The sequence below is a fragment of the Desulforudis sp. DRI-14 genome (genome assembly GCF_052618305.1).
On sequence record NZ_JBQXEZ010000016.1, the window covers coordinates 1 to 18,978 of the forward strand.

21 protein-coding genes, 1 tRNA gene and 1 other annotated feature are annotated in these 18,978 nt (G+C 58.1%); of the genes, 15 read left to right on the forward strand and 7 right to left on the reverse strand.

Going from position 1 to position 18,978, the window contains the following annotated elements; translation table 11 throughout:
- Positions 1-302 precede the first annotated feature (302 nt).
- The 7 genes from queD (at position 303) to surE (ending at position 4,262) form a co-directional block, all read left to right on the forward strand.
- On the forward strand, positions 303-707 hold the full coding sequence (gene queD / locus ACUM6F_RS09340) for a 6-carboxytetrahydropterin synthase QueD (protein ID WP_425621697.1): 405 nt from the start codon (positions 303-305) through the stop codon (positions 705-707).
- Positions 704-1,363, forward strand: coding sequence for a 7-cyano-7-deazaguanine synthase QueC (gene queC, locus ACUM6F_RS09345; protein ID WP_425621698.1), 660 nt, complete (start codon positions 704-706; stop codon positions 1,361-1,363). Before queD ends, queC begins: the two co-directional genes overlap by 4 nt.
- Positions 1,360-1,926, forward strand: coding sequence for a DUF366 family protein (locus ACUM6F_RS09350; RefSeq protein ID WP_425621699.1), 567 nt, complete (start codon positions 1,360-1,362; stop codon positions 1,924-1,926). The genes queC and ACUM6F_RS09350 overlap by 4 nt, the downstream gene beginning before the upstream one ends.
- A gap of 1 nt (position 1,927) precedes the next feature.
- Positions 1,928-2,644 carry a 7-carboxy-7-deazaguanine synthase QueE gene (locus ACUM6F_RS09355; RefSeq protein ID WP_425621700.1) on the forward strand — a complete coding sequence of 239 codons (717 nt, stop codon included), beginning with the start codon at positions 1,928-1,930 and terminating at the stop codon, positions 2,642-2,644.
- Positions 2,645-2,658: 14 nt separating this feature from the next.
- Positions 2,659-3,222, forward strand: coding sequence for a GTP cyclohydrolase I FolE (folE, locus tag ACUM6F_RS09360; protein ID WP_425622122.1), 564 nt, complete (start codon positions 2,659-2,661; stop codon positions 3,220-3,222).
- A gap of 68 nt (positions 3,223-3,290) precedes the next feature.
- Positions 3,291-3,473 carry a YpmA family protein gene (locus ACUM6F_RS09365; RefSeq protein ID WP_425621701.1) on the forward strand — a complete coding sequence of 61 codons (183 nt, stop codon included), beginning with the start codon at positions 3,291-3,293 and terminating at the stop codon, positions 3,471-3,473.
- 15 nt (positions 3,474-3,488) lie between these two features.
- Positions 3,489-4,262 carry a 5'/3'-nucleotidase SurE gene (gene surE / locus ACUM6F_RS09370; RefSeq protein ID WP_425621702.1) on the forward strand — a complete coding sequence of 258 codons (774 nt, stop codon included), beginning with the start codon at positions 3,489-3,491 and terminating at the stop codon, positions 4,260-4,262.
- Here the strand turns inward: surE and spoVB are convergent.
- Positions 4,252-5,820 (reverse strand): stage V sporulation protein B, encoded by a 1,569-nt coding sequence (spoVB, locus tag ACUM6F_RS09375; protein ID WP_425621703.1) that lies wholly within the window; start codon positions 5,818-5,820, stop codon positions 4,252-4,254. The genes surE and spoVB overlap by 11 nt on opposite strands.
- Positions 5,821-6,024: 204 nt before the next feature.
- On the opposite strand from spoVB, the gene fusA reads away from it, so the two are divergent.
- Positions 6,025-8,049 carry an elongation factor G gene (fusA, locus tag ACUM6F_RS09380; protein ID WP_445349053.1) on the forward strand — a complete coding sequence of 675 codons (2,025 nt, stop codon included), beginning with the start codon at positions 6,025-6,027 and terminating at the stop codon, positions 8,047-8,049.
- 112 nt (positions 8,050-8,161) lie between these two features.
- Here the strand turns inward: fusA and ACUM6F_RS09385 are convergent, their stop codons facing one another.
- From ACUM6F_RS09385 to ACUM6F_RS09410, 6 genes are all read right to left on the reverse strand, one after another.
- The gene (locus ACUM6F_RS09385; RefSeq protein WP_445349054.1) at positions 8,162-8,881 is read right to left on the reverse strand and encodes an ABC transporter ATP-binding protein; all 720 of its coding nucleotides are present in this window, start codon (positions 8,879-8,881) and stop codon (positions 8,162-8,164) included.
- Positions 8,875-9,639, reverse strand: coding sequence for an ABC transporter ATP-binding protein (locus tag ACUM6F_RS09390; RefSeq protein WP_445349055.1), 765 nt, complete (start codon positions 9,637-9,639; stop codon positions 8,875-8,877). Before ACUM6F_RS09390 ends, ACUM6F_RS09385 begins: the two co-directional genes overlap by 7 nt.
- Entirely contained in the window at positions 9,627-10,616 is a 990-nt protein-coding gene (locus tag ACUM6F_RS09395; RefSeq protein ID WP_445349056.1) for a branched-chain amino acid ABC transporter permease, read from the reverse strand. The genes ACUM6F_RS09390 and ACUM6F_RS09395 overlap by 13 nt, the downstream gene beginning before the upstream one ends.
- Positions 10,617-10,635: 19 nt before the next feature.
- Positions 10,636-11,514: a branched-chain amino acid ABC transporter permease gene (locus ACUM6F_RS09400; RefSeq protein ID WP_425621708.1), complete on the reverse strand. Its 879-nt coding sequence runs from the start codon at positions 11,512-11,514 to the stop codon at positions 10,636-10,638.
- A 49-nt stretch (positions 11,515-11,563) separates the two neighbouring features.
- On the reverse strand, positions 11,564-12,706 hold the full coding sequence (locus ACUM6F_RS09405; protein WP_445349057.1) for an ABC transporter substrate-binding protein: 1,143 nt from the start codon (positions 12,704-12,706) through the stop codon (positions 11,564-11,566).
- A 188-nt stretch (positions 12,707-12,894) separates the two neighbouring features.
- Positions 12,895-13,171 (reverse strand) — a binding site (T-box leader).
- Positions 13,172-13,342: 171 nt separating this feature from the next.
- Positions 13,343-13,416, reverse strand: a tRNA-Trp gene (locus ACUM6F_RS09410).
- A 152-nt stretch (positions 13,417-13,568) separates the two neighbouring features.
- Here ACUM6F_RS09410 and ACUM6F_RS09415 point away from each other — a divergent pair.
- The 7 genes from ACUM6F_RS09415 to ACUM6F_RS09445 all read left to right on the forward strand — a co-directional run bounded on the left by ACUM6F_RS09415 (position 13,569) and on the right by ACUM6F_RS09445 (position 18,755).
- Positions 13,569-14,735 (forward strand): D-alanyl-D-alanine carboxypeptidase family protein, encoded by a 1,167-nt coding sequence (locus ACUM6F_RS09415; RefSeq protein ID WP_445349058.1) that lies wholly within the window; start codon positions 13,569-13,571, stop codon positions 14,733-14,735.
- Between the two features lie 129 nt (positions 14,736-14,864).
- A complete protein-coding gene (gene spoIIAA, locus ACUM6F_RS09420) occupies positions 14,865-15,203 on the forward strand; it encodes an anti-sigma F factor antagonist (protein WP_425621711.1) in 339 nt (112 codons plus the stop codon).
- Positions 15,204-15,217: 14 nt separating this feature from the next.
- Positions 15,218-15,664 (forward strand): anti-sigma F factor, encoded by a 447-nt coding sequence (gene spoIIAB, locus ACUM6F_RS09425; protein ID WP_425621712.1) that lies wholly within the window; start codon positions 15,218-15,220, stop codon positions 15,662-15,664.
- On the forward strand, positions 15,648-16,457 hold the full coding sequence (gene sigF, locus ACUM6F_RS09430; protein WP_425621713.1) for an RNA polymerase sporulation sigma factor SigF: 810 nt from the start codon (positions 15,648-15,650) through the stop codon (positions 16,455-16,457). Before spoIIAB ends, sigF begins: the two co-directional genes overlap by 17 nt.
- A 119-nt stretch (positions 16,458-16,576) precedes the next feature.
- On the forward strand, positions 16,577-16,771 hold the full coding sequence (locus ACUM6F_RS09435; protein ID WP_425621714.1) for a dodecin family protein: 195 nt from the start codon (positions 16,577-16,579) through the stop codon (positions 16,769-16,771).
- Positions 16,772-16,848: 77 nt separating this feature from the next.
- Entirely contained in the window at positions 16,849-17,307 is a 459-nt protein-coding gene (locus tag ACUM6F_RS09440) for a SpoVA/SpoVAEb family sporulation membrane protein (protein WP_445349076.1), read from the forward strand.
- A 92-nt stretch (positions 17,308-17,399) separates the two neighbouring features.
- On the forward strand, positions 17,400-18,755 hold the full coding sequence (locus tag ACUM6F_RS09445; protein ID WP_445349059.1) for a TrpB-like pyridoxal phosphate-dependent enzyme: 1,356 nt from the start codon (positions 17,400-17,402) through the stop codon (positions 18,753-18,755).
- The last annotated feature ends 223 nt before the right edge of the window (positions 18,756-18,978 follow it).

Consider the following 18,978-nt stretch of genomic DNA (forward strand, 5'->3'; position numbering starts at 1 on the left):
CAGACCCGAACAGCAAGGGCTATTATCGAGCTAATGCTAAACATGTTAACGATGTTATTGATAAAAACTGTCAACGATGTCCTGCTACCTGACGCTTAATGCATAGTGCCTAGTGCCTAGTGCCATAAAAAGAGTCTCTCTTACTGAGACTCTTTTTGTGTCTGCAGGAGTTTTCGCGGTGGACTGGAGAATATGTTCCGGGTATCGGGGTTCGCCGGAGGAAAGAAGGCGCGGTTTTTCGAAAGCCTTCCACGCCACGGGGGCGTGGTTATACTACTACCACCACATATGGAGGGGACGGAATGGCTACGATTTTCGAGCTCACGGTCCTGTCCTCATTCGCCGCAGCCCACAGGCTGCCCGAACATCCCTGCAAGTGCCGCAACCTTCACGGGCACACGTGGTCCGTCGAGGTTACGGTTACGGGCGGCCAGATCGACCGGTCGGGAATGGTGATTGATTTCGGCGTCCTCAAGACCCACGTCAACGAGGTTGTCGAGCAGCTCGACCACCGCCTGTTAAACGAAATGTCCTGGTTTGACGGCAACGCTCCCGACAGGCTGCCGACGGCCGAAAACATCGCCCGGTGCATCTTCAGGGAGGTAAGCCGGCGGGTCGCCGGGACCGTCCCGGGGGTAGCCGTCAGCCTCGTTAAAGTCTGGGAATCGCCGACGTCCGCGGTGGCCTACAGGGAGGTCGCCGAATGAGAGGGATCGTGCTGCTCTCCGGCGGTCTCGATTCGGTGGTTAATCTGGCCTACGCCAGGAATACGCTCGATATCCGGCTTTGCCTGACCGCCGATTACGGGCAGGCGGCGGCGGCAAGTGAAATCACGGCGGCAAGGGCTGTTGCCGGCTATTACGGCCTGGAGCACCGGGTCGTCGAATTGCCCTTTTTGCAAGCCATTTCCAGTTCGGCCCTGTTCAGCCCGGCTCAGATACCCGAACCATCCCTCGGTGAACTCGACGATCCGGAGGCCGCCGAAAAAACAGCGCGGGCCGTCTGGGTACCGAACCGTAACGGCTTGCTCATCAACGTCGCGGCCTGCTTCGCCGAAGCCCTGCAGTGCCAGCGCATCGTGGTCGGGTTCAATAGAGAAGAGGCTGCAACCTTTCCGGACAATTCCACGGACTTCGTGGCTACCGCCAACGAAGCGCTGCGGTTTTCCACGCTGGCCGGAGTACAGGTCGTGTGTTACACCCAGCGCTTGGACAAGACGGAAATCGTGGCGCTGGGCAAGCGCTTGGACGTGCCGTGGCACTACATCTGGAGCTGTTACCGCTCCGGCGGGCGGCCGTGCGGGAAGTGCGAGAGCTGCCGCCGCTTGCACCGGGCTATGGCGGAGGAGGGGATGGAACCTTGATCAAAACCCTTGTTGTTTCCCGCGAAGTGGACTACGACGGAAGCCAGCTTGCTTCGCTCTGGGCCTTGCGAAATTTCAACGTCCAGGGGGACAGCATCGTGGCCTTCACCGGCGCCTGCAACGTGGACCTGCCGTCTCTCGTCGACGTCCGCGACTACCTTGACAACGCCCCGATATACAGCCCTCGCATGCTGCATTTTATCGTCGAGCACTTCACCAACGACCTGGACAGGACCATCCTTTGCCAGCGTCTCCTCATCGCCATCATCAAGGATATCGTCGGGGGGAGAGGAGCGACCGGCCTGGAGCGGATGGGCGACGACCTGTACGTGCGGAACCGCAAGCTGTCGGTTTCGATAGCCACCGTCACCCCGGTGAGCACGATGATCCACACCGGCCTGAACATTGATACCGAGGGCGTGCCCGTGCCGGCCATAGGCCTTCCTGAGCTGGGCTGGCCGGACAGCGATACGCCCCTTTTGGCCGAACAGGTCTGCGCGGCCTACGCCCGAGAAATGGCAAGCGTTAGAATGGCCCGCTGCAAGGTCCGGGGGGTACGGTAGGTTGGAGGCCCCGCTGCGCGAAATCTTTACCTCCATCCAGGGCGAGGGGCCTTATGTCGGCTATCGCCATCTTTTCGTACGTTTTGGCGGCTGCAACCTGCATTGCCGCTACTGTGACACTCCGAAGGACGTACCGTCCGCGTACCGGGTTGAAAACCCTCCCGGAAGCAGGCGTTTTACGATGCATGCCAACCCCGCGACCGTGGACGATATCCTTTCCCGCCTGGCATCCTTGCCCAGGGAGATTTATCACGCCGTGAGCCTGACCGGCGGCGAGCCCTTGCTCTACCCGGGATTCCTCGAAAAGCTCGTCCCCGCGCTGCGGGCCATGGGTTTCCGTTCCTACCTGGAGACCAACGGCACCCTCACCGAAGCGTTGACAAGCCTTGTCGAACTAATAGATATTATTGCTATGGATTTCAAGCTGCCGAGCGCCACCGGCGAGGCCTGGCGCGGCGAAATTCACCGGGGTTTTTTACGCGCGGCCTGCCGGACGAGGGTTTTCGTCAAGATGGTCGTCTGCAGGGCGACACACCGCGAAGAGTTTACGGAAGCCTTACGAGTCGTGGCATCGATCTCCCGGGACGTGCCGCTGGTCATCCAGCCGGTTACCCCTTACGACGGTACGGACGTGCTGGGCTTGCAGGAAATGGCCGCCGCATACCTGAACGACGTCAGGATCATTCCCCAAATACATCCGGTGATGGATATATTGTAGTCGGAGGAGGCAACCTGTTGGATTTAGAGAAGATTGAGCGGGCTGTGAAGATGATCCTGGAGGCCATCGGCGAGGACCCCGGCAGGGAGGGGCTGCGCGACACCCCGCGCCGCGTGGCACGCATGTACCAGGAAGTCTTTGCCGGGCTGCCCCGGAACCCCGAAGACGAGCTCGAGCGTTTCTTTACCGAAGACCACGAGGAACTGGTCCTGGTCAAGGACATCCCGCTCTTCTCCTTTTGCGAGCACCACCTGCTGCCGTTTTTCGGCAAGGCCCACGTGGCTTACATTCCCCGGCGCGGCTTGATCACGGGGCTCTCGAAGCTGGCCCGGGTCGTCGAGGGCTTCGCCCGCCGCCCGCAGCTCCAGGAACGGCTGACCGCCCAGGTGGCCGACGCGATTATGCGCAAGCTCGAGCCTCACGGCGTCCTTGTGGTGATCGAGGCCGAGCACATGTGCATGACCATGCGCGGGATCAACAAACCCGGCGCCAAGACCGTAACCTCCGCCGTCAGGGGGATCTTTGAATCCAACGCCAAAACCCGGATGGAGGCTTTCGCCCTCATCAAAGGCAGCTAGAGAGGCGGATTTCATCAAGTCCAACTTCTGACTTCCGGCGTCCGACTTCCTTATCAGGAGGATCGACAATGACGAAGCAACAGTCCGGCAGGAGCAGGCTGGAAATGATAGCCAACCAGTCTTTTGCCGCATACGATGAGATGTACAGGGTCGTGGACTTCCTGAACAAGGCCCTCAAGAATAGGGGCCTGATCTTTGGCCTTACGCAGGAAAAGGACGGCAGCATGACGATCGCGATTTATAACGCTTAGATTTAGGAGACATTGATGAAGATCCTGTTAACGAACGACGACGGCATTTTTGCGCGGGGGCTCAGCGTTCTCCGCCAGGCTCTGGAACCAATCGCCGAAGAAATCTATGTTATCGCCCCCGACAGGGAGCGCAGCGCCGTGGGGCACGCCATCACCATGCACCGCCCGCTGCGCGTCAGGGAGACGTCGTTTGACAATCCCGTATCCAAAGGGTGGGTCGTCGACGGAACGCCGGCGGACTGCGTTAAGCTGGGACTGGAGTCCCTGGTGCCTCGCGAGCCCGACATCGTGGTCGCGGGCATCAACCTGGGACCGAACCTCGGCACCGACGTCCTTTACTCCGGGACGGTGGCGTCCGCCCTGGAGGGTGTAATCAACGGGGTGCCGGCGATCGCCGTATCCCTGGCCACGCATCAGGATCAGGATTTCACCTGCGCCGCGGCCTATACCAGGCAGCTGCTGCCCGTTGTCCTGCAGCGCGGGATTTCCAGGGGAACTCTGCTTAACATCAACGTCCCTCCCGGTGTACCCAAGGGGAGCATGCTGACCAAGCTGGGCAGCCTTGTCTACATCAACGCCATCGACAGGAGAACCGACCCGAGGGGGAGGGAGTACTTCTGGATGGCCGGGAAGCCGATGAGCGTTCACTCCGATCCCGGAACCGACATCGCCGCCGTGAGGGACGGGTATATCTCGATCACGCCGATCAACGTGGACATGACCGACTATAAGTCGTTGGAAGCCCTGAAGGATTGGCTCTTCCCCGACGCCGCCCTGCTCAACGGCTGAAGCGCCGGATCGGTTGGGATGCCTGAATCAGGAGTTGAACCGCGCGCTCTATGTGTGACCTTTCTATAGCCCCGGTGATTACGGCCACCAAAAAGTACGCCGACAAGCCTACGGCCATGGCGGCTGCGGCCGCCGCAGCCCCCGGTCCCCCGTTCTCCAGGACCAGCGCCATGGCGACGGCCATAACCAGGCCGGCAAAGAGCGGTTTAAGCACGGTATTCGAATAATTGATTTTGACCCCTGTAATCCTCACGACGTCCCGGGTATTCAGGACGGCCATAAGGACGAAATGGCTCACCAGGGCAAGGGACGTACCTATTATGCCCATTTCCGGCAGCCCGGTCAGGTAGTAAATCCCCGTCAGTTTGAGCGCTGAGGCGAAAAGCAAATTCTTAAAAGGCTCAACCGCCTTCCCCAACCCCTGGAGGATTCCGGTCGTGGTCTGGACGATGTACAGGAAAGGCCCGCCGAGGGCCAGCGCGCCCAGGATCCGGCCGGCGTCGGGATATCCGTACAGGATTGAGCAGAGCTGGGACGGCACCAGCAGGAAGATCACCGCGCTGGGCACACCCGTAAGGACTGTCAGCTTGAGGGCGTTGTTCACCCGCTGGGACATCAGGCGCCTGTTTCCCTGCGCGCGGGCCTCGGCTACCGCGGGAACCAGGGCGGTGGACAGCGATATAGTCAGGATGCCGGGGGTAAAAAGCAGCGTCTCCGCCATGCCCACCAGCTTGCCGTACACCGCAGTGGCTTCAAGGGTACTCAGGCCTGCAACCACCAGCCGCCTGGGGATCAATACAGCGTCAAGCGACATCAGGCCCGAGGAAACAAACCGGGTAAGGGTGACGGGGACGGCCAGCGAAAAGATGCGGCGGCTGGCAGTGAGAAGCCTTTCGCCGTTCCGGTGTCCGACGCGCGGGACGCGGGGCCGTTTACGGGCATAGATCGCCAGCATGCTGGCGAACCCGACGGCCTCGCCCGCCACGATACCCGCTGACGCGCCCGCCGTGGCATAGGCCACCCCGTACGGGAGCAGCCAGTAGGCCAGCCCCAGGCCGACGGCTACGCGCACGCACTGTTCGAGGATCTGGCTGAGGGCCGTGGGACTCATTTGCTGCAGACCCTGGAAAAACCCGCGAAAGGCCGAGCAAACCGAGACGATCAAGATGCCCGGGATTAAAACCGTAAAGGCCATGCGCACGTCGGGGTTGGCAAAGAGCCGTTGAAGCAGGCCGTCTCCGCCCAATACCAGCGCGGACGTGGTCAAAACGGCGAAGAAGACGATAAAGCTCAAGCCGATGCGGAAGATGCGGTAGGCGCCTGTCGGCCCCTTCCGGGCCATTTCCTCGGCGACCAGCTTGGCAATCGCCACCGGTATCCCGGCGCTCGCCAGCACGAGCAGCATGATGTATACGGGATAGACCATGCTGAAGAGGCCGATGCCCTCGGCATGGATCAGCCTGACCAGGACGATCTGGTATACAAAGCCGAGGACCCTGTTCAAAAGGCTGGCCATGGTGAGAATGAAGGTGCCGTAAGCCAGGGATTGTTTGGCCATGGTTATCTCCGTCAAATGTAATGGCAATAGATACTTATGTGGGAGTGGCCAAGCCTATGTGGAGAGCCGTCAGCCAAATTGTTCAGTCTACCGCAGGAATTTCGCTGCATGCGTAGAATGATAACTGTTGGCCTTTGGGGGGCTAAAGTATAGAAGGTAATTTCCAAGGATACCATTTTTATTAATAGATAAGGAGGCTACACCTTGAAGAACTACGAGGCCAGCCAAATTCGCAACTTGGCCGTGGTAGGCCACGGGGGAGCGGGCAAGACCTCGCTGGTCGAAGCGATGCTCTTTAATACCGGCGTCATTTCCCGCCTGGGGCGCGTCGAAGACGGTACGACCACAAGCGATTACCACCCCGAGGAAGCCAAGCGGGGGATGACTATTCATACCAGTATCGTGCCGGTCGAATGGAAGGGTTGCAAGATCACTGCCCTGGATACCCCCGGGTTTACCGATTTCGTCGGCGAAGTCAAAGGGGCGCTCCGCGTCGCGGACGCGGCCCTGTTCGTCGTCAGCGCCGTCGACGGCGTACAGGTAATGACCGAAGTGTTTTGGGACTTCGCTTCGGAGACCGGTTTGCCGAAGGTCGTCTTCATCAATAAATGCGACCGCGAAAACGCCAGCTTCGACAAGGTTTTAAACCAGCTCAAGGAGAAGTTTGAGGCCAACTTCGTGCCTTTCCAGGTCCCGATCGGCATGGCCGAAACCTTCCAGGGCGTTGTGGATCTGATTAAGGGAAAGGCGTTCGCATACACGGACGGTAAGGCCAAAGAAGTTCCTGTTCCCGCCGAACTGGGCGACAGCGTGACGGAATCTAAGGAGCAGCTTTCCGAGGCGGCCGCCGAGGCGGATGACGCCTTGATCGAGAAGTTTCTCGAAGGCGAGCCGCTGACCCCCGAAGAAATTGAAACGGGCTTAAAGCAGGGTCTTGCCGCCGGCAAGTTCGTACCCGTCCTCTGCGGCTCGGCGACCAAGAACATGGGGATGGACCTGCTCCTCGACAGCATCGTCAAATACTGCCCGGCTCCGGAGGCCGACGTCAACGAGCCGCTGGCGGCTTTAGTCTTCAAGACCCTCGCCGACCCGTTCGTAGGGCGGATGAACTTCGTGCGCGTGTACAGCGGGGAGCTTAAGAGCGACAGCACGGTATACAACGCCAGCAAGGAGAAAGCCGAAAAGATCGGCCAGGTGCTTTATACCCGCGGCAAAACGCAGGTGCCGGCGGAAAAGGCCCCGGCGGGGGATATCGTGGTCCTGGTCAAACTGGCCGAGACCACGACGGGCGACACCCTCTGCACTAAGGAAAACCCGGTGAAACTGCCCGGCATCGACTTCCCCGAACCCGCTCTCAGCGTGGCTATCGCGCCCAAGAGCCAGGGCGACGAGGATAAGCTTTCAACCGCGCTGGCCCGGCTCCAGGAAGAAGAACCAACCATCCGCGTCACCAAGAACACCGAAACCAAACAGACCGTGCTCACCGGCATGGGCGACACCCAGCTCGATATCATCGTGGAACGCTTCAAGCGCAAGTACGGGCTTGACGTCGTCCTGTCCCCGCCAAAGGTTCCCTACCGCGAAACGATCCGCGCTACGGTCCAGGTCGAAGGCAAGCACAAGAAACAGTCCGGCGGGCGCGGGCAGTACGGTCACGTCTGGATCCGTTTTGAGCCGCTTCCCGGCGAGGATTTTGTCTTTGCCGAGGAGATTTTCGGCGGTTCGGTGCCCAACAACTACATCCCCGCCGTTGAAAAGGGCTTGCGCGAAGCGATAACCGAAGGCGTGCTGGCGGGCTATCCTGTAACCGGAATTAAGGCCGTCCTTTACGACGGTTCCTATCACCCTGTTGACTCTTCGGAAATGGCCTTTAAGATCGCCGCGTCGCTGGCCTTCAAAAAGGGGATGCAGCAGGCCAAGCCCGTGCTGCTGGAGCCGATCATGGAGGTCGAAGTTACGGTGCCAGACGTCTTCATGGGCGACATCATCAGTGACCTGAACGCCAAGCGCGGGCGCGTGCTGGGCATGACGCCGGAAGGCAAGCAGACCCGTATCAAGGCGCACGTTCCGCTGGCCGAGCTGACCCGGTACGCGATTGACCTGAAGGCGATCACCCAGGGCCGGGCTTCCTTCTCGATGCAGTTCGCATCCTACGAGGAAGTGCCCGGCAGGCTGGCCGACGATATCATCAGAAAGGCCCAGGAGGAAAGGGCTGCCGACGAGAAATAAAGCCAAGGGCATAAGGCAGAAGATAAGGGGGAGAGGCGTAGCCATCAGAGGCGAACGCCTGTCCCCCTTTATGATGACAGGAACCGGGAATCCCGACGTTTCTTGGAACCTTTTAGGGATGACGGCCTCCTAGATAGGCATGTTGCAGACTGCCGCTACGGGCAAGTTCGCCCGGCTCACCGCAAAACGTAATCCGCCCCTGTTCCAATACCATTACGCGGTCGGCAATCGGCAGGGCGGCACGGGCGTTTTGCTCGACAAGGACGATAGTGTGCCCGTCGTCTTTCAAACTGCGCACTGTCGCCATTATTTCCCGGACAACCAGGGGAGCGAGGCCTATCGAAGGTTCGTCCATGAGCAAAAGCCGGGGCTTAGCCATTAGAGCTCGACCAATGGCTACCATCTGCTGTAACCCCCCGCTCAGCGTTGACGCGGGCAGATTGACTTTTTCCTGGAGCCCCGGAAAAAGATGTAACACCGCTGACAGGTCCCGGTCGAGGTTGTTTTTGTCCAGGCGATAGCGATGGTAAGCGCCGAGTAACAAATTGTCCCGTACGCTCAATGAAGGGAAAAGCTCTCTATTCTCCGGCACAAGGCTGATGCCGAGCCTGACGACAACCTCGGGAGCAAGGCCGTTGAGCATCCGGCCGTCAAAGATGATTTCCCCGTCTGCCGGAGGATACAGGCCCGCGATCGACCCGAGCAGGGTACTCTTGCCCGCGCCGTTAGCCCCCAGAATCACCAAAACCTCACCGGACTTAACCTCGAAGGACACATCGGAAAGCGCCCGAATCGCGCCCCGATAGACAGTAAGTGCACGGGCGGTCAGCACGCCTCCACCTCTTTCCCCAGATAGGCGGCAATGACCTCCGGGTTTTGTTGAATTTCGGCTACTGTTCCGGTTGCAATGACGGTGCCGAAATTCAGGACGACTATCCGGTCCGCAACACCCATAACGGTTTCCATATCGTGTTCCACCAGTGCTAAGGCAAGGCCGGAGTCAGCCAAAGAACGCAGGAAGCGGGCCAACCTGCGGGACTCGTCGTGGTTTAAGCCCGCGGCCGGCTCGTCCAGAAGCAGGACTTTGGGTTCGCCGGCTAGAGCACGGGCAATCTCCAGCAGGCGCTGCTGACCAAAAGGAAGGCTGCCGGCCGGCCAGTCGGCCTTATCGGCCAGCTCCACCTGGGCAAGTAAGGCCAGAGCCTTATCGTAGAGCTTCTGGTCCTCTTTCATTGCGCCGGGACGACGCAAAAGGCTCCTGCAGAAACCTGCCCGGCAGGTGTGATAAGCACCAACCATTACGTTCTCGGCCACGGTCAGTGTCGTAAACAGTTCCAGATTCTGAAAGGTTCGCCTGATGCCCAAAGCCGCGATCTGAAAAGGTTTGAGCCCGTTTAAGCGCCTGTCGTCGAAAAGGATTTCTCCTCCGTTCGGCTGTAAAACGCCGGTTACGAGATTAAAAACCGTGGTTTTCCCCGCGCCGTTCGGGCCGATAAGCGCCAGGATCTCGCCGGGGTTTACCTCAAAGTTGACGCCAAACACGGCGAGAAGCCCGCCAAATCGCTTGGTTAGTTCCTTTACGCGGAGCATTGTCGATCCCTCATCTTCCTGTTACGGTCTTTTTGATTCAGGGCCGGGATGAGGATTCCTTGCGGCCGCAAGAGCAGTATCAGGACAAAGATGATACCGAAGAAAACAATCTCGAATTCACCCCCCGCAGCGGGCAGGACAACAGGCACGGCCCACCTGAGGAATTCGGCCAACCCCACAATGATTACAGCCCCCAGCAGCGGGCCCCAGAGAGTTCCCAGCCCGCCGACGACTACCATTAAGACGAATTCCATCGAGGCCGTAAAGCCAAAAGGCGACGGACCGAGAAAGGTAACCCAGAAAGCGTACAGGCTCCCGGCAAGACCTGCGAGAAACGCGCTTAAACCAAAGGCCTGGAGCTTTAGGGACGCACAGTTGATACCGCAGGCTTCGGCAGCCAACTCACTGGAGTGAATTGCCTTAAACGCCCGTCCCACCGGAGATTTGGTAAGGTTCGCTATTCCCAGGAGGGTAAGCCCGAAAGCGAGCCAGACAAGGTAAAAGTACTCCCGGTCGGTATCTAAAACAAACGAACCGATACTTAAGTAGGGAATGCCTGTAAGACCGGAAGGACCGCCGGTCAGTTCGGTAAACTCGTTGAAGAAAGCAAAGGTCAGGATGCCAAAACCTAAAGTAGCCAAGGCCAGGTAATGTTCCCTTAACGTAAGAATTGACCGGCCGATAAGCAACGCAATCAACGTGGGAAGAAGGGGGGCGATGGCGATACACAGCAGGGGCGGGCAATGGTAACGGGTCGCAAGGATGCCCGCGGCGTAGGCACCAAGACCGTAAAAAGCCGCTTGGCCGAAAGAAACCTGGCCGGCGTAACCCATAAGTACCCCCAGCCCCCCGGCGATGATGGCGTAGAGACCGATGACGATGAGGATGCCAAGGAAATACGTGTTCTGAACGATCAGCGGCAAGCACAGTATAACCAGCGTTATAACAACAAGGAGCAGTTGTCGTCTGTCAGGCAAAGAACCAATCCCCCTGAACCTAGATGCTGTTTCTTCCCGAACCCAGGATTCCTGTTGGACGGGTTAGAAGGACAATAATCATTACGATCATGGCGATGGCGTCCTTGAGACCCGATGACAACGTTCCGATAGCGATGGCTTCAACAATCCCTAGGAGTAAGCCGCCGACAATCGCGCCGGTAACGTTTGTAACGCCGCCGAGGATCGCCGCCACAAAACCTTTAAGGCCCAGCATAAACCCCATATCATAAGTGGCGGTTGTGATGGGAGTGATAAAGATACCCGCCAGGGCAGCCAGGACGCCGCTAAAGGTAAACGCCAAAAGCGACAGCCGCTCGGGATAGATGCCGACCAGTCTGGCTGCGGTACGGTTGATCATGGCAGCCCGTACAGCCTTACCTACATACGTTAATTCGAAGAAGGCAAAGAGGAGTCCCACGGCCGTTACGGCCAACAGCAATATGAGCAGGCTCTGCGGAACAATAACCGCTCCCCAAAGGTTTAAGGGGGGAACGTTGATAAAGGCGGGGAGGGGATAGGGGTGCGTACCCCAGATTAAAAGGGCAGCACCCCTCAAAGCGATAGCTACGCCGATGGTGATGATAATAAGGGTAAGAACCGATGCCTTTCTGGCGGGGTAAACCGTCGTCCGTTCCATTAGAGCCGCCAAAAGACCGGCTATGAGCACAGCCAGCGCAAAGGCCAGGACGTCGGGGAGGCCAATGGCCCGGAGGCTGACGGCGGACAGGGCCCCGACGGCCAGGAATTCACCAATGGCCAAGTTGAATATCCCGGTGATGTTAAAGGTAACCACCAGGGCAAGGGCGATCAAGGCATAAATGCTTCCCAAGGTAAGCCCTGAGAAAAGGTATTGCATGTACTGGCTTTCGATACCCAACTGACTGACTGCCTCCTTAGGAAGACTGCTTGGTCTCCGCTTGTTCTGTTTACTCGAGCAGCTTCCACTGTCCGTCCTTGATTTCAACCATTACCATCGAGTCTTCCCCTAAACCGTTGTGATCCTGGGCAGAGAGGTTGAAGACGCCGCTAATGCCCACAAAGCCCGTTGTCTGTTCCAGGGCGTCACGGATCTTTTGCCGGTCGGGGCCAGCTTCGCCGATGGCTTTTACCGCTAGGTTGAAAGCGTCGTGCGCATGGCCTCCGAATGTGCTCGGCCGTGCGTTGAACTTCTTCTCGTAGGAGCTGATGTATGCGAGTAGCGCCGCCTTTTGCGGGTCGCTGTCCGGAAGCTGCTCGGCAACAACCAGCTTGCCCATCGGGGCAATAACGCCGTTTGCGGCGTCCCCGGCGAGGTCAAGGAAGGCCTTGTTGCCTATCCCGTGAGTCTGAATCAAGGGCATATCAAGCCCAAGGTCCCGGAAGTTCTTGGTAATGATTGCGGCCGAGGGCGGAATAGCCCATACCACCGTGGCCTGTGCCTTTGATGCCTTGACTTTGGCCAGTTGCGACGTCATATCCTTGTCTGTGGCCTCGAACTTTTCCGCAAGGACGATGTTTAGCCCGTTAGCCGGCGCCGCCTTTTCAAAATTAACCCGTCCGGAATCGCCAAAAGCGTTGTTCATCGAAAGAAAGGCAACGTCCTTGATTCCCTTGGCGGCAAGGTACTTGGCAATTTTATTGGCAACGACGATGTCACTTTGAGCCGTTTTAAAGACCCAATACCGATCCTTGACCGGCTCCACGATTTTGGCCGAGGCCGCCATCGAAATCATCGGCACATTAGCCTTCTGAACGGTGTCGATCATTGCCAGGGACGTGCCGCTGGCACTGCACCCAAGGACCGCCAAAACCTTGTTTTGATCGATGAGCCGCTTTGCGGCCAATACCGCTTCGGTCTCCAGAGACTTGTTGTCAAGAATGGTCAACTCAACCGGATGTCCGTTAATTCCTCCTTTGGCGTTTAGATCGTCAACCAGCATCTTCAACGTGTCTCTCTCGGGCTCGCCCAGGGAAGCCGCTCCGCCGCTGATATCAACTACGGCACCGATCCTGTAGGGTTCTTTGTCTTGCTGCTGCGGCGCCTTGTCGGACGGGCTTTTAGCACAGCCGCCGACTAAAGCGACTAGCATTATGAAGGCTAAGCATAATGAATAAAACCGTTTCTTCATTATAGTACTTGCGCTCCTCTCTGACTTTCTGGCAAAAAAGCTTTTACCCGGGTCCCGTCATCCCTTTTCTCCTTACAGAAATCCCACCCCTTTGCATAAGACTTGTCCGATAGGCTCCAGCCGCCATAAACAAAAAACCTTTCATCCCGCTTAGGGACGAAAGGTTTCCGCGGTACCACCCTAATTAGCCTGAAAAGCTCCCTTAATTAATAGGGCACGGAAGACTCGCGAGCTTCGATACCCCCTTCCTTGTAACGGCGGAAGATCCCGTCCTAGCCTACTTAAACGGATGTCATCTACTCCGTTTTTCAGCCGGCGGCTCGCGAGGGAACTTCGGAACACCCGTCCTGGCAGCGCTTGCAGTCAACGGCGCCGCCTCCCTGTGAGGACCCTGGTGAGCCTACTTTCCTCGGTCATAGCCTTTGCGCATATAAGTGAGGTAAATTTACCACTTCGGAAGCCTGTCTGTCAATACTTTTTCTTTTACACCGCAAACCGCGGCGGCGGATATTTTCCGCGCCCGTCCGCATACCTTGCATGCGGAAACGAAAATCAAAAACCCGGGCTGTGACAGCCCGGGGTCCAGACTTCGCGCTATGGCGGGGGAGGCAGGAATCGAACCCACAATCGCGGTTTTGGAGACCGCCGTTATACCACTTAACTACTCCCCCGCAGGACATTACTTATTATAGGCGCTTTACACACCCTCGTCAAGTAGCCGCCACATAAACCCGGCTTGCGGGACTGCCAGACAACAAGCTGGTATTGCCCGACGCGCTCGGTAACATACTAAAAAGAGCAAACACAAGGAGGATTGTCCTTTATGCGCAGACGCTTAATCGCCATGTTTGTCGCCCTCATCATGGTTCTTTGTAATTTTTCTCCGGCATTCGCCGAAACGGCGTCTTCATCGAAAGCCGCGTCAAAGGCTGTTTTGGAAACGACCGCTGAATCGGCCGTCCTCATGGAGAACTCCTCCGGCAAGGTGCTCTTCGCTAAAGAACCGACCAAAAGGCTGCCCATTGCAAGCGTAGCGAAAATAATGGTTCTCCTGCTGGCTTGCGAGGCCCTTGACGCCGGTCAGGTCCGGCTCGAGGACATGATCCGGGCCAGCGAGAACGCCGCCGGGATGGGGGGCTCGCAGATCTTCCTGGCGCCACAGGAGGAACTGAGTTACCGGGAAATGCTCATCAGCATCGCCACGGGTTCGGCCAACGACGCCTGTGTGGCGGTGGCGGAATACCTGGCCGGGTCGGAAGAAGCCTTCGTCGAAAAAATGAATGAAAAAGTGCGGGAGTTAGGCCTTAAAAACACATGTTACGTCAACGTTACCGGCCTGCCCGCCGAGGGGCACTACTCCTGTGCTTACGATCAGGCCGTCATCCTGCGCGAGGCCCTTAAAAACCGCACCTTCCGCGAAATATCCAGGATCAAGGAGTATGACCTCCGGGGAGGAAGCTTCAAGCTCTGGAACACGAATAAGCTCCTCTGGTGGTACAGGGGTACCATTGCCGGGAAAACAGGGTGGACGAACGAAGCCAAATATTGCCTCGCCTCTACCGTGGAACGCGAAAGTCTCAACCTGATCGCCGTCGTTTTGGGCACCCCCGAACCGAAATCCCACTTCCGTGAGTCCATAAAGCTCTATAACTGGGGATTCGCCCGCTTTAAGGCCGTGAGCTTCGCCAAGGAAGGCGAGGTCATCAAGACAGTGCCCGTTGAGAAAGGAACCGTCGAGGCTGTGCAGCTCGTTCCCGAACGTGACGTGTCCGTCGTCGTGCCGCGGGGGGAGGACAAGGATATCTCCTCCAGGATTGAGATTCCCGAAGTCCTGACCGCGCCGCTGCAAAAAGGCGAGCCCGTGGGACGGTATACAGTCGCCAAGAAAGGCGAGGAGTTACTGGTCGTCAGGATCGTAACCAAAAACGAGGTTCCCAAAGCTTCCATCGTCGAACAGCTGCGTAAGCTGGGCAATACCATCGTGCGGTAGAAAAAGACGAAAGAATGAAGAGGCCGTCCGGCCTCTTTCTTTTTGTCTGTTATGCTGGTAATATTTAGCAGGATGTTGGAGGGTAACGGCGAAATGGTAGTTAAACGTTTCTGTGAAGGGGTGTAAGGTTTGGATTCCGAAGTGGAAGTCCGGAGCAATGCCCTCGTCGTACGCCTGGCGGGAGAGATAGACATCAAGGTTGCCGATGCCCTCAGGGCCGAACTGGAAACCAGCCTAGACAGGAGCCGCGCCCGGCACCTTGTGTTGAACCTGGACCGTGTATCGTTTATCGACAGTTCAGGCCTGGGTGTAATCCTCGGCCGGTACAAGCGCGTATCCGTCCAGGGGGGGAAGCTGGCTTTCGTGGGCCTCAGGCCCGCCGTTCAGCGTGTGCTTGAGCTGTCTGGCGTTTTGCGCATCAGCGAAGTCTTTCCGTCTGAAGACGAGGCGCTTTCCAGATTGCAGTGAGGGGGATCAGCAGGATGAAGTATATCAACCAGCTGCGCATGGAGTTCATGAGTATCCCTGACAACGTCGGGCTTGCCCGCCTGACCGTGGCTGCCTTTGCTTCACAGCTCGACTACACGGTTTCGGAAATCGACGATATCAAAGGCGCAATTTCCGAAGCGGTGTCGAACGCCATCATTCACGGCTACGAGGGCCGTCCCGAAAATACGGTGCGCATCGTTGCGTCCCTCACCACGCGAGGCCTGGAAGTAATCGTCGAAGACACGGGGAAGGGGATCGAGAACGTAAAGGAGGCCATGCTTTCCGGCTATTCATCAGTTCCCGAACGCCTGGGGCTGGGTTTTTCCTTTATGCAATCCTTTATGGACGAGGTTGCCGTTCTCTCGGAACCGATGAAGGGAACCCGGGTGATCATGTTCAAACAGCTGGGTCGGCGCGGAGACTATGCGAGCGAGAATTGACCTGAACATTCCCAATCATCCCCTCCTCAAGGACAAGGAGACCCGCCGCCTTATCAAAGAGGCCCATGCCGGGAACGTGCTGGCCCGCGAGACGCTGATCAACGCCAACCTCAAGCTCGTGTGCAACGTCATACGCCGTTTTGAAGGACGGGGCTACGAGCTGGACGACCTGTTTCAGATCGGCTGCATCGGGCTGATCAAAGCCATTGACAAGTTCGACCTTTCCTTCAAGGTCAAGTTTTCCACTTATGCCGTGCCCATGATCATCGGGGAAATCCGCCGTTTCCTGCGCGACGACACACCCATAAGAATCAGCCGCTCGTTGAAAGAGCTGGCGTGGAAGGTGCAGGAGGTTAGGGAGCGCCTGCAGCATTCTCTGGGGCGCGAGGCGACGCTCAACGAGATCGCCGAAGAACTCGGCGTCCCCAGGGAAGACCTGGTGGCGGCCATGGAGGCGGCCCACGCCCCTACGTCGCTCTACGAGGTGCTACACCAGGAAGAGGGCGACGCTATCTACGTCATGGACCAGGTCAGGGAGCGCTCGGAAGGGGAGAGCAAGTGGATCGAGCGCATCGCCCTGGACGAGCTTCTTTCCCATCTCCCGGAACGTGACCGCCGCATCATCCAGTGGCGCTTCTTTGAGGACCGCACGCAAGCCGAGGTCGCCCGTTTCCTGGGACTTTCTCAGGTCCAGGTTTCCCGCCTGGAACGCGAAGCCATCAAGAAGCTTAAAACGCTGGCCCAGCACTCAACCGGACCAGATTCACGCGTGCCCAGTAGAGATACTTCTTAGCACCTGGGCTGCAATCCTAAACCCGTTTTTTATATCCGGTTGATTGCCGGGTATAAAAAGAAGGCCCGCACACATAATATTTTTGTCCCGATATCTTGAAAACGAGGGGGAAATGATCGATGCAGGTGAAGGTTGCCGAGCTTATCGGCGAATCCAACGAGAGTTGGACGGACGCCGTGCAAAGCGCGGTGGCGGAAGCGTCCAAAAAGCTTGGAAACATCACTGGTGTTGAAGTCGTGAATTTCACTGCCGACGTAAAAGACGGCAAGGTCATCGACTACAAGGCCAATATGAAGATCGCCTACGTGGAATAGTAAACACTCGCACTCCGACTTCTTTGCTTTTTGCATTTTGATAACACTCTACGTTAGGATCGGGATGAAAAGGCTCGCTGAATGTTCTTAGGAAATTCGCCCGGGCGAATTTCCTAAGTTTTTGTAGGGGACTTCGGGGACTCGAGTTTTACGGCCTCGTCGCTGGGCGTTTCCTTTTTGGGGCTTTACGGCACGCGTTTGTCGTCGGCGGGCTTTTGTGCGCGGCCGGGCAGCTCATGATGGACCTGACCGGTCACCGTGCGACCCCCCGCCCACGTCCTGGTCGGTCTTGTTACGGCAGGGACCTCCTCTCCGCCCTCGGGCTTTACCAGCCGCTCGTCGACTTTGCCGGCGCAGGCGCTACCGTGCCTCTGACCGGTTTCGGGCACCTCCTGGCCCGGGGCGCCATCGAGGGGGCCCAGCGCGGGGGTCTTCCCGGCGTGTTCGCCGGAGGTCTCTCGGCAGCGGCGGCCGGCTTCACCGCGGCGATTGTCCTGGGTTACTTTACCGCCCTTGTTTTCCGTCCCAAAGGCTGAAAACAACTTGACAAGGATCGCATGCCCAAGGGTAAAATGGTGGTAAGTTTGTGTCGGGAAAGCCTGACACATTTGAGAGGAGCTGAGCGAGAGTGTCAGAAACCAAGATTTTCCTGAGCGAAGCAGACCTGCCTACATCCTGGTACAATATTCAGGCCGACATGCCGCGGCTGCCCAAGCCCCCTTTGCACCCATTAACCAAACAACCGGCCGGACCGCAGGATTTTCTGCCCATCTTTCCCATGGAGATCATCAAGCAGGAGGTCTCGACCGAGCGCTGGATAGAGATCCCCGAAGAGGTCAGGGAGATATTAAAACTTTACCGGCCGACGCCGTTGATCAGGGCCAAGCGCCTGGAGAAAGCCCTGCAGACTCCGGCCAGGATCTACTTCAAATACGAAGGCGTAAGCCCGGCCGGCAGCCACAAGCTTAATACAGCCGTGGCCCAGGCTTATTACAACAAGCGTGAGGGCGTCAAGCGCCTGGCCACCGAAACGGGCGCCGGGCAGTGGGGCAGCGCGCTTTCGATGGCCTGCCAGTTTTTCGGTCTCGAATGCACCGTCTACATGGTTAAGGTAAGCTATCACCAGAAGCCGTACCGGAGATCGCTCATGCAGGTCTTCGGTAGCGAGGTCATTCCCAGCCCCAGCACCAGGACCAACGCCGGGCGCCAGGTCCTGGAGGCCGACCCCGATTCGCCGGGAAGCCTTGGCATCGCCATTAGCGAGGCCGTGGAGGACGCGGCGTGCCGTGAGGACACGAAGTATTCCCTGGGCAGCGTCCTTAACCACGTCATTCTGCACCAGACGGTTATCGGGCAGGAAGCTAAAGCCCAGCTGGCCAAGGCAGGGGAAAAAGCCGACATCCTCATCGGGTGCTGCGGCGGGGGCAGCAACTTCGGCGGCTTCGCCTTCCCGTTCATGGCGGACAAACTGACCGGCGCTTCCGACGCCAGGTTTATCGCCGTCGAGCCGACGGCCTGCCCGACCCTTACGAGGGGCAAGCTGGCCTACGATTTCGGCGACGTCGCCGGGCTCACGCCGCTCTGCTACATGTACACCCTGGGGACGAATTTCATGCCCCCGGGGATTCACGCGGGCGGCCTGCGCTACCACGGAGACTCGCCCTTACTCTGCCAGCTGGTGGCCGACGGTTACGTGGAACCGCGCGCCATTAACCAGACCAGGGTGTTTGAAGCCGCAGTGCTTTTTGCGCGCTCGGAGGGGATCGTTCCCGCGCCCGAGTCTTCGCATGCCATCGCGGCGGCGGTAGAGGAGGCCCTGGCCTGCCGGGAAGCCGGGGAGGCCAGGACAATTGTGTTCAACCTGAGCGGACACGGCTATTTTGACCTGTCGGCTTATGATTCCTACCTCAGCGGCGAACTGATTGATTACCCGCTGCCGGAGCAAGACCTGGAGCGCTCGTTGAAGCTCCTGCCCGAGGTCTAGACCGAGTGGGACTTATGAAATAGAAGCGCAAGGTCAGAACGGGGACTGTTAAAAAACTACGCCTGCCCAGCACTCAATCCGTTGCTGAAATAAGTTGCGGTGAACGGTAGTCTGTTGACTGAGCGCAGACTTTCACTTTCAGAGGGGTATTGAGTGCTGGGTTGTTTTTGAACAGTCTCGCGTTTTGGGACGGGCCGAAGGAAAAAGGGCCTTCCCCGGTTTG